This window comes from Bacillus sp. L75 (assembly GCF_003676355.1).
Taxonomy (GTDB): Bacteria; Bacillota; Bacilli; order Bacillales; family Bacillaceae; genus Bacillus; species Bacillus velezensis.
This window is the reverse complement of the sequence record NZ_ML064902.1, coordinates 489,003-499,975: the sequence shown is the minus strand read 5'-3', so window position 1 is coordinate 499,975 and position 10,973 is coordinate 489,003. Positions and strand designations below refer to the sequence as shown.

The window sequence follows — 10,973 nt, the reverse complement described above, 5'->3', positions numbered from 1 at the left end:
TGTAAAAGAAGAAAGGTTGTCGAGTTGCATGAGGTTCAGCGTATTAGTCAAACATGACGATTATATTGTTTCAGACCATGTCCTTCATCAAGTGCGTACGATACCCGGCGTAACGTATCTGGATTTAATAACACGATTTTTAGCTGAGAAAGGGATATCACCCCGAAGTTTTGAAATCAAACATGTTTTATTCCGTGAACCTGTTGCGACGTCAGTCCATTTTGATAAAAAAGTCACCTTTCAGTTTACGGAACAAGAAAACGGCTGGCTTATTGAAACAACAAGCAGGAAATGGGTCGCTGAAAAGGCGGAAGGTGAAGCGTCAGTCAACTTGCAGGCGGAAATCATAAGAAAAAATGCGATAAACGAAAAGACAATTTCAATCGAAGAATTAAAGAAAGGGGCCGTCCGGACTTCGGATGCTGAATCCGCCTATCGTAATTTGCGCAGGGGCGGCCTGATTCATAAAGATTTTATGAAATTGGAAGGTACGGTATATGAAGGTGAAAATTATATTCTGGGAGAGGTCAGTTTAAGCGGACTTTCAAAAGAATATACAGATGACTTTTACATGCATCCCGCATTTTTGGATGGGTCTCTCAGCTTGTTGGGAATCCTTACATCAGACTTGCCGGATGAAGGAACAAATGCGTTTATCCCTATATATATTGAGACATTCCGGGCACTGCATAAAACAACTGGGTCTTGTTTTGTGTATATTAATAAAACCAGTATAACGCAGCCGCCTTCTAAAGACATTTTATATGCGGACATAGAAGTATACAGGCCTGATGGAGAGCTTGCTTTTTATTATGAGCGATTCGGTGTGAAAAGAGTCAGAAATGAAAAATCAATACAAAGGCTGGAGCATTCCCAAAAAGCTAAAGAGGTCGGCAGCGCAACGAACAATAAAGAAATGATCAGAAATAATTTGATCCAAGAGATAGCCGGCATGATTGAAAAACCTGCTGAAACAGTGAAGAATGATAGTTCCTTTTACGAGATGGGCTTGGATTCTAAACAATTATTAGACTTATCCAAAAAATTAGAACTGATGTTAGATACAAAGCTGTACCCGACTTTATTATTTGATTACTCCACAATCGGTGAATTGACGGAATATCTGCAGGAGAAATACGGAGCCGACATTACAGACTCTATCTCTGATACAGTTCAGCACCAAGACAGTCATAAAACATTAACAGATGAGCTGTCATCCATTATTGGAGAGGCTACAAACACACCGCCAAATAAAGCGGACAAACACCAATCTTTTTACGAACTGGGTCTTGACTCAAAACAGCTGCTGCATATATCGAAAATGCTCGAGGAAAGATTGGATACACAATTGTATCCGACATTGCTTTTTGATTATAACAATATTCATGATTTAGCGGCTTATTTAGAAGAAAAATATGATGTGCGTAATACGCCGGCCGCAGCTTTTAAAGAAAAAACGCAAACGAAAAAGCCGTCTGAAAAGCCGGTGCTTGATTCCTTGTATTTACAAAAAGAATGGATAGAATCGCCATTAAAGTCCGGAGAAGTACCTAAGGAAAATACATTGATTTTCGATTTCGACAGTTCATTGAGTGATGAAATCCGTAAGTACATCGGCAGTGAAAATGTTATTTATGCGGAAGCCGCCGCTGAATATGAAATAGTAAATGAAAAGCATTATAAATTTAATCCGGAGCAGTCTGCTCATTACACCAGACTGTTAGAAGATATGAAAAAGTCCGGAGCGTTTCCGGCGTCAATCATTCATTACCTGTCAAAAAAAGCTTATACTGAGGCAGCGTTAGATCTGACTCACAGCTTTTATTCAATTCTTTATTTGAGTAAAGCTTTGATCCATCAAAAAGTAAAAGAAAACATCAACATTCTGTACGTACATGACAAGGGTCAATATACAAATCCGGTTTACGCCGCGATTGGAGGCTTTTTTAAAACGCTGAATGCGGAGCAGCCGAATATAAAGTGTAAAACGGTTGAGATTTCTTCAAGACAAACCATTGAAAAAGCACCTTTGCTTCTCAATGAATTAAGTGCCGGACATCATCAGTCTGTGAAATATGACGGCGATCAAAAAAGGCGGGTGACAGCATATAAAGACGCTTCGCCGCAAACAGGACAAAAGGCCGCCAAGTTTGCAAAAAACGGGGTGTATCTCATCATCGGAGGATTAAGCGGCATCGGCTGGATTATTTCAGCGTTTCTTTATGCAAATCACGGAGCCAGCGTTATCATTGCCGGGCGATCGAAAATGACAGCAGACATGGAAGAAAAATTAGACAGCATCCGATATGACGGGGCAAGCATTTCTTATATCCAGGCTGACATGTCAGATAAGCAGCAGGTCATCAATTTAGCGGAAAAAATTCATGCTGATTATTCCGAAATCAACGGGGTCATTTACAGTGCAGGCGTGTTAAAAGACTCTCTCATTATGAATAAAACAGACGAGGAAGCTCAAGCGGTGCTGCAATCAAAGGTCAATGGTGTGATTCATTTGGATGAAGCGCTCAGAAATATGCCTTTAGACTTTTTTGTTTTGTTTTCTTCCATCTCCTCAGAAATCGGAAGTCTGGGTCAAGCCGATTACGCCTACGCCAATCGTTTTCTGGAGCATTTTGCCGAGTGGAGGGAATGTATGAGAAAGGCGGGGGGAAGATCAGGAAAAACCATCGCTGTAAATTGGCCTTTCTGGAAAGACGGAGGCATGTCAGTTGATCCCGGCATTCAAGACATTATGAAAACGGAGTACGGACTTCACCCATTAGAAAATACTGCCGGAATCAAAGCTTTTGAACACTCGCTTCTCGGCCAAGGCCACCAGCTGATCGTGTTATACGGAGAAAAAGAAAAAATACAAAACGATTTCAAGCCGTTATCCGCCCGTTCAGCACCGCCTCTGGTAAGAGATTCAGCGATTGCAGCCGATTTTGATGCTTCATCAGTCGTTACGGAAGAAGCTGAAAGTCCTTTCCGAATACTCGGCACGGCTTCCAATCGTCATCTCGACGATTATTTGCATTATTGGAGCAGACTGAAGAAAGGAGCCCTTCAGCACAATCAAAGCGATGCCGCAAAAAAACTCATCGCTTTTTACCAGACAGAAGAAACGGAAACCGTTCATTTTCTGGCAAACACAGAAAATGCCCGGCATATGGAAATATTGATGAGCGGTAAGGGTGAAACAATTTTACTGATTTGCGGTTTTGCTACCACTGCTTACATGTGGAAAGAACAAATGAAGGAGTGGGCAGATCAATTTAATGTAATTGTCATACACACACCGGGTTACGGGCTGAGTGAGGGGAGCGCCGATTTTACACTGAGCGGGCTGGCTCAGACTTTTATCGAAGTGCTGAACGAGATAGGGGTTGCTTGGCCGATCCACATTGCGGCAGCTTCTTGGGGAGGCATGATAGGGCAGAGGATAGCCTATGAATACCCTGAAAAAGTAAAAACGCTCATTCTTTCCGGAAGTTACACCGAATACGAAGAAGACCCTGAAAGCAGTGTCGAGGAAAAACTGAAAAATGATTTTATAGCTATAGGAAAGTCGCATGAATATGAAAGTTTATACAGTAATCAATTCTTAAATGCTTCTATTGAACGTTTTATGAAGATACATCAACAAGAAGGCTATTCTACAATCGGCTTTTTAAAAGACATTCATACAAGAACGCTTATCCTTACGGGTGAGAAAGAAAGCGTAGTTGATCAGAAAGAAACAAAAAGGCTGCAGAAACTGCTGAGCAATGCAGAATTAAAGAAAATTAAGGGAGCGGGGCATCTTCCGAACATTACACATCCGGAAGAATTTAATAAAACGGTGTCAGAATTCATCAAGAAATCAGTAAGTAAGGGATGAAAACGATACATACAGTACAGGGGGAGAAAACAATGAAACAAACAATAAGCAATCCGGCATTTGATATGAAACAAATTAACGCTCTTAACGGCCATTATCAGACGATGATAGACAATGGAGATCTGCAATGTGCGAGTTATATGATGTCAAGAGGAGGTGAGGTTTTTGCAGCTGAGTCGTTAGGGGAATTTACCGGCGGACAAAAAGAAAAGCAAACATTTCAGCTTGATACAATCAGAGAAATCGGTTCTTTGACAAAAGTGTTTACCGCTGTAGCCGTCATGCAGCTCGTCGAAAAAGGTTTGCTCGATCTGAAAATGCCGGTCAAGCTCATTTTGCCAGCGTTTGATAAACCGGGTTTCGGAGAAATTAAAATTTTGCACCTTTTGACTCATACGGCGGGATTAAGTTTTGAGCTGGATATTCAAAAGGCTGAAGGCATTGACTTAACGAATGAGGAAGAATGGATAAACTATCTGGTCAGTACGCCTTTGGAGTACGGAGTGGATGAAGCATGGAACTATTCCAGAACCGGCTTTGTTATACTTGGCATCATTATTTCAAAAGTAACAGGCGTATCCTACGAACAGTATGTAACAAAGCATATTATTGAAGCGCTCGGATTAGAAAGAACGTATTTTTATGTGCCTGATGCTTTAAAAGAAGAAGTTTGTGTGATCAATGAGCACGAGTGCGTACAGCTGGAAAAAAGTCATCACCCGTATTTTCCGAATAAAGCGACAAGCGGTCTGTACTCTTCATTGCGAGATATTTGGAAGTTAGCTGAAATGTTTAGAAATAAAGGCAGATTGAAAGATAAGAAGCTGCTTGGAAGAAAAACAGTCGAAGCGATGCTGAGAAATCAAATAAAGCCCGGTCTTCCTTTTTACTTCTTCGGAGCGCCCAGAGAGGAAGGCGGCTTTGGTTTAGGCATTAATTTGTGGCCGGCCGGTGACCATTATTTCATGACAGAAGGCACCTTCTCACATCTTGGAATGGGTTGGTGCGGCATGTTTTCTGATCCAGCCGAAGATTTTACGTATGTATTTTTCACTCCGATTTCCGAGTTTCATCCTCATGCCGTGCTGACGCCGCTGAATATCGTGTGGGCGGGTATTGAATAATTAGACAAAGGCATCGTCCCGTCTGTTCGGCAGGCGGGACGATTGCTAACTGCCCGTTTTTATCCCGCGGCATCTTTTCAAAGCCCGCCCTGAAGTTAAATAACTTAATTTACTCTTTGTAATTTTTTTTAATTATAGTACAGTAGAGCATTTTTATAATACAGTTTAAAGTCTTTTATAGTACAGTTTGGCGCAATATGATCTTATGTTTTATAAGCGGTTTCAAAATGAGGTTATAAATAATTGACGGCTTTGTTTAATTACTGTAAACTATGGTTGTTGATCATATTGTACTAATAAAAAATCTTTTTTTATTAGTACAGTTTAAACGTCATTATCTTTGCTTAAGCGCTATGTGAATTTCTGAATGATTAATTTTAGAATTGCAGAGCATGATAAGACTGTTTTTAATACGGATGGCTAAACGGTATCCTAACCCTGTTAAATCAAAAGAAGAGGTGGTTTAAAAAATGGCTGCAAAGACAAAAACTTCAATTGTTGATAGCAAAAAACAATTTGATGCTATTAATAAGCAGTTTGAAACGTTCCAAATTTTAAATGCTGAAGGAGAAGTCGTAAATAAAGACGCAATGCCTGATCTTTCAGATGATCAGTTAAAGGAATTAATGAGAAGAATGGTGTATATCCGCATTTTAGACCAGCGTTCAATTTCTCTTTCCCGTCAAGGACGTTTAGGTTTCTATGCACCGACAGCGGGCCAGGAAGCTTCTCAAATTGCATCACACTTCGCGCTTGAACAGGACGACTTTATCCTTCCGGGTTATCGTGACGTTCCTCAGCTGATTTGGCACGGTCTTCCTTTACACCAGGCATTCCTGTTCTCAAGAGGCCATTTTAAAGGTAATCAGATGCCTGAGGGAGTAAATGCTTTATCACCTCAAATTATTATTGGTGCTCAAATTATCCAAACCGCAGGTGTAGCTTTAGGTCTTAAAAAGCGCGGTAAAAAAGCGGTAGCTATTACTTACACTGGTGACGGCGGAGCTTCTCAAGGTGACTTCTATGAAGGAATGAACTTTGCCGGAGCATTTAAAGCGCCAGCGATCTTCGTTGTTCAGAATAACCGCTATGCGATTTCAACTCCTGTAGAAAAGCAATCATCCGCACAGACAATTGCCCAAAAAGCAGTTGCCGTCGGTATTACAGGTGTTCAAGTAGACGGAATGGATGCACTAGCCGTTTATGCTGCAACCGCAGAAGCACGCCAGCGCGCAATTAACGGTGAAGGTCCGACTCTGATTGAAACTCTTACATTCCGTTACGGACCTCATACAATGTCCGGTGACGATCCGACTAAATATCGTACGAAAGAAATAGAAAATGAATGGGAGCAAAAAGACCCGCTCGTACGTTTCCGCAAGTTCTTGGAAAACAAAGGACTATGGTCTGAAGAAGAAGAGAACAAAGTGATTGAACAGGCCAAAGAAGAAATCAAACAAGCTATCAAAAAGGCTGACGGCGAATCAAAACCGAAAGTAACAGAGCTGATTGAGAATATGTTTGAAGAGCCGACGTTCAACTTGAAAGAACAACTTGAAATTTACAAAGCGAAGGAGTCGAAGTAAGCCATGGCGCAAATGACAATGATTCAAGCGATCACTGATGCGTTACGCACAGAACTGAAAAACAATGAAAACGTTCTGCTTTTCGGGGAAGATGTAGGCGTTGCCGGAGGCGTATTCCGTGCAACTGAAGGCCTTCAAAAAGAATTCGGTGAGGACCGCGTATTTGACACGCCGCTTGCTGAATCCGGTATCGGCGGTCTCGCTCTCGGTTTAGGCCTGCAAGATTACCGTCCTGTTATGGAAATCCAATTCTTCGGATTCGTATATGAAGTAATGGATTCAATCTCAGGACAAATGGCTCGTCTCCGCTACCGTTCCGGCGGACGCTGGACTTCTCCGGTGACAATCCGTTCTCCATTCGGCGGAGGGGTTCATACACCTGAACTTCACGCTGACAGTTTGGAAGGCCTTATCGCTCAGCAGCCGGGTATTAAAGTTGTTATCCCATCCACTCCTTACGATGCAAAAGGACTGTTGATTGCCTCTATCAGAGACAATGATCCGGTTGTTTTCTTAGAGCATATGAAACTTTACCGTTCTTTCCGTCAGGAAGTTCCTGAGGAGGAATACACAATTGAGCTTGGCAAAGCTGATGTGAAACGCGAAGGTACTGACCTTTCTATCATCACATACGGCGCGATGGTTCATGAGTCGCTTAAGGCTGCTGAAGAGCTTGAAAAAGAAGGCGTTTCTGCTGAAGTTATCGACCTTCGCACTGTAAGTCCGCTTGATATTGATACGATTATTGCTTCTGTTGAAAAAACAGGCCGCGCAATTGTCGTGCAAGAAGCTCAAAAACAAGCCGGCATCGCTGCCAACGTTGTAGCTGAAATCAATGACCGCGCGATTCTGAGCCTGGAAGCTCCGGTTCTGCGTGTTGCGGCGCCTGATACAGTATTTCCTTTCTCGCTTGCTGAGAGCGTATGGCTTCCAAACCATAAAGACGTTCTTGAAACTGCGAAAAAAGTTCTTGAATTTTAATCAGGCATCATAAAAGACGGTAAAGAGAGTCCTTTTCTCTTATATGAAGGAGTCTGTTTACTAGGTTCAATGCTTGCGAATGCATAACTAAAATTTGCTTAATCAACTAGGAGGTCGAAAACTGTGGCATTTGAATTTAAACTTCCGGATATCGGGGAAGGTATCCACGAAGGCGAAATCGTAAAATGGTTTGTTAAGCCGAACGACGAGGTAGAAGAAGACGATGTTCTGGCTGAAGTGCAAAATGATAAAGCAGTGGTAGAAATTCCTTCACCTGTTAAAGGAAAAGTATTAGAATTAAAAGTTGAAGAGGGAACAGTTGCAACTGTTGGACAAACGATTATTACGTTTGACGCACCTGGTTACGAAGATCTTCAATTTAAAGGAAGCCATGATTCAGGAGAGGCGAAAACTGAGGCTCAAGTTCAGTCGTCTGCTGAAGCAGGGCAGGATATCTCTAAAGAAGAGACTCCTAAAGAGCCTGCAAAAGAAACCGGCGCAGGACAGCAGGACCAAGCGGAAGCTGATCCGAACAAACGCGTGATCGCCATGCCTTCCGTACGCAAATATGCCCGTGAAAAAGGCGTGGATATCCGTAAAGTAACAGGTTCAGGCAATAACGGACGTGTTGTAAAAGAAGATATCGACAGCTTTGCAAATGGAGGAGCGGCTCAAGAAGCGGCACCGCAAGAAACAGCTGCACCTCAGGAAACAGCTAAACCTGCAGCGGCTCAGGCTCCTGAAGGCGAATTCCCTGAAACACGCGAAAAAATGAGCGGTATCCGTAAAGCGATCGCGAAAGCAATGGTGAACTCTAAGCATACTGCACCGCACGTAACTCTTATGGATGAAGTTGACGTAACAAATCTTGTTGCTCACCGCAAACAGTTCAAACAAGTTGCTGCTGATCAAGGCATCAAGCTGACTTATCTGCCTTACGTCGTCAAAGCATTAACATCCGCTTTGAAAAAATTCCCTGTTTTAAACACATCTATTGATGATAAAACAGATGAAGTGATCCAAAAACATTACTTCAACATCGGAATTGCAGCGGATACCGAAAAAGGCCTGCTTGTGCCGGTAGTGAAAAATGCCGACCGTAAAGCCGTTTTCGAAATCTCTGATGAAATCAACAGCCTTGCTACAAAAGCGCGTGAAGGCAAGCTTGCACCTGCGGAAATGAAAGGCGCTTCTTGCACGATCACAAATATCGGTTCTGCCGGAGGCCAATGGTTCACACCGGTTATCAACCATCCAGAGGTTGCGATTCTCGGTATCGGCCGTATTGCTGAAAAAGCGATTGTCCGTGACGGTGAAATTGTAGCTGCTCCTGTCTTAGCTCTTTCTCTCAGCTTTGACCACCGTATGATTGACGGAGCAACTGCACAAAATGCGTTAAACCACATCAAGCGTTTACTGAACGATCCACAACTTATTTTAATGGAGGCGTAATGTTATGGTAGTAGGAGATTTCCCTATTGAAACAGATACTCTTGTGATTGGTGCGGGACCCGGCGGCTATGTAGCTGCCATCCGCGCTGCTCAGCTTGGACAAAAAGTAACAGTCGTTGAAAAAGCAACTCTTGGAGGCGTTTGTCTGAACGTCGGCTGTATTCCTTCAAAAGCGCTCATTAATGCAGGCCATCGTTACGAGAATGCAAAACATTCAGATGACATGGGAATCACTGCTGAGAACGTAACGGTTGACTTTACAAAAGTCCAAGAATGGAAAGCTTCTGTTGTAAATAAGCTTACCGGCGGTGTTGCAGGTCTTTTAAAAGGAAATAAAGTGGATGTTATAAAAGGGGAAGCTTATTTCGTAGACAGCAACTCTGTCCGTGTAATGGATGAGAACTCTGCGCAAACATACACATTTAAAAACGCAATCATTGCTACCGGTTCTCGCCCTATCGAATTGCCAAACTTCAAATATAGCGAACGCGTTCTGAACTCTACAGGCGCACTTGCGCTTAAAGAAATTCCGAAAAAGCTCGTTGTTATCGGAGGCGGATATATCGGTACTGAGCTTGGAACAGCGTATGCGAACTTCGGAACTGAATTGGTTATTTTAGAAGGCGGAGATGAAATTCTTCCTGGCTTCGAAAAACAAATGAGTTCTCTCGTTACCCGCAGACTGAAGAAAAAAGGCAACGTTGAAATCCATACAAGCGCCATGGCTAAAGGCGTTGAGGAAAGACCTGACGGCGTAACAGTTACATTCGAAGTAAAAGGCGAAGAAAAAACGGTTGATGCTGATTACGTATTAATCACTGTCGGACGCCGTCCGAACACTGATGAGCTCGGCCTTGAGCAAGTCGGTATCGAAATGACTGACCGCGGTGTCATTAAAACAGACAAGCAGTGTCGCACAAACGTACCGAACATTTACGCAATCGGTGACATCATTGACGGACCTCCGTTGGCTCACAAAGCGTCTTACGAAGGTAAAATCGCTGCCGAAGCTATTTCAGGAGAGCCGGCTGAAATCGATTACCTCGGTATTCCGGCGGTTGTATTCTCTGAGCCTGAACTGGCTTCTGTCGGTTACACTGAAGCACAGGCGAAAGAAGAAGGCATTGAAGTCGTTGCAGCTAAGTTCCCGTTTGCAGCAAACGGACGTGCGCTGTCTCTTAACGAAACTGACGGCTTCATGAAGCTGATCACTCGTAAAGAAGACGGTCTTGTAATCGGTGCGCAAATTGCCGGCGCAAGCGCTTCTGACATGATTTCTGAATTGAGCCTGGCGATCGAAGGCGGAATGACTGCTGAAGATATCGCAATGACAATTCACGCTCACCCGACATTGGGCGAAATCACTATGGAAGCTGCCGAAGTAGCAATCGGAAGCCCGATCCATATCGTGAAATAATAATGTAACAAAGAAACAGCCCCCGTTTGTAAAAGCGGGGGCTGTTTTTATTGTGCAAGCACATGCTGCATGGGTTTGATGATATCCTCTTTTTTCTTTACGGATCCCTCAATCTTCATGACCACATGCCGATGATTGATCACCATCAGCGCAGGGAACGTGTTGATTTCCTCTTCCCATCCCTTTCTGTTGTCATAAACCTTCATTTGATCGACATGATGGGGATATTTCTTTTCTAAATCAAGAATCGCATCGTAATAAGGCACTTCTTTATCTATATGATTTTCATCGGAAAAAAACAAGATTTGAGTGTGATGAATGCTGTCGATCCGGTTTTTTGTGAATGGACTGACAGTAGAAACCGAACAGCTTGACAGAACGAACAGCATCAAAAAAAAGGGAATCACCGTACGGTAGCGCATCTATCTTACTCCTCTGTTTTATATAATATATGGGTTCATCCATTTATAAGGACTATATCAAGTGTATCACGAGAGGTGAAAAACCTGAGGCTTGTTACTGAATTGTTATAT

7 protein-coding genes are annotated in these 10,973 nt (G+C 42.8%); 6 read left to right on the top strand and 1 reads right to left on the bottom strand.

Annotated features, from left to right (window positions below; genetic code table 11):
* Positions 1-28 precede the first annotated feature (28 nt).
* The 6 genes from D5S11_RS05715 (at position 29) to lpdA (ending at position 10,440) form a co-directional block, all read left to right on the top strand.
* Positions 29-3,880 (top strand): alpha/beta fold hydrolase, encoded by a 3,852-nt coding sequence (locus D5S11_RS05715; protein WP_108724989.1) that lies wholly within the window; start codon positions 29-31, stop codon positions 3,878-3,880.
* A 32-nt stretch (positions 3,881-3,912) separates the two neighbouring features.
* On the top strand, positions 3,913-5,004 hold the full coding sequence (locus tag D5S11_RS05710; RefSeq protein ID WP_020955769.1) for a serine hydrolase domain-containing protein: 1,092 nt from the start codon (positions 3,913-3,915) through the stop codon (positions 5,002-5,004).
* 470 nt (positions 5,005-5,474) lie between these two features.
* Positions 5,475-6,590, top strand: coding sequence for a pyruvate dehydrogenase (acetyl-transferring) E1 component subunit alpha (gene pdhA / locus D5S11_RS05705; protein ID WP_003154530.1), 1,116 nt, complete (start codon positions 5,475-5,477; stop codon positions 6,588-6,590).
* A 3-nt stretch (positions 6,591-6,593) separates the two neighbouring features.
* Entirely contained in the window at positions 6,594-7,571 is a 978-nt protein-coding gene (pdhB, locus tag D5S11_RS05700; protein WP_003154528.1) for a pyruvate dehydrogenase complex E1 component subunit beta, read from the top strand.
* Positions 7,572-7,694: 123 nt separating this feature from the next.
* Entirely contained in the window at positions 7,695-9,023 is a 1,329-nt protein-coding gene (gene pdhC, locus D5S11_RS05695; RefSeq protein ID WP_003154526.1) for a pyruvate dehydrogenase complex dihydrolipoyllysine-residue acetyltransferase, read from the top strand.
* A gap of 4 nt (positions 9,024-9,027) precedes the next feature.
* Positions 9,028-10,440, top strand: coding sequence for a dihydrolipoyl dehydrogenase (gene lpdA / locus D5S11_RS05690; RefSeq protein WP_007409663.1), 1,413 nt, complete (start codon positions 9,028-9,030; stop codon positions 10,438-10,440).
* A gap of 47 nt (positions 10,441-10,487) precedes the next feature.
* On the opposite strand, the gene D5S11_RS05685 is transcribed toward lpdA, so the two are convergent.
* A complete protein-coding gene (locus tag D5S11_RS05685; RefSeq protein WP_007409664.1) occupies positions 10,488-10,862 on the bottom strand; it encodes a hypothetical protein in 375 nt (124 codons plus the stop codon).
* Positions 10,863-10,973 lie beyond the last annotated feature (111 nt).

Coding starts and splice junctions, on each gene's coding strand:
- D5S11_RS05715 (WP_108724989.1), top strand. CDS start 29: ATGAGGTTCAGCGTATTAGTCAAACATGACGATTATATTGTTTCAGAC.
- D5S11_RS05710 (WP_020955769.1), top strand. CDS start 3,913: ATGAAACAAACAATAAGCAATCCGGCATTTGATATGAAACAAATTAAC.
- pdhA (WP_003154530.1), top strand. CDS start 5,475: ATGGCTGCAAAGACAAAAACTTCAATTGTTGATAGCAAAAAACAATTT.
- pdhB (WP_003154528.1), top strand. CDS start 6,594: ATGGCGCAAATGACAATGATTCAAGCGATCACTGATGCGTTACGCACA.
- lpdA (WP_007409663.1), top strand. CDS start 9,028: ATGGTAGTAGGAGATTTCCCTATTGAAACAGATACTCTTGTGATTGGT.
- D5S11_RS05685 (WP_007409664.1), bottom strand. CDS start 10,862: ATGCGCTACCGTACGGTGATTCCCTTTTTTTTGATGCTGTTCGTTCTG.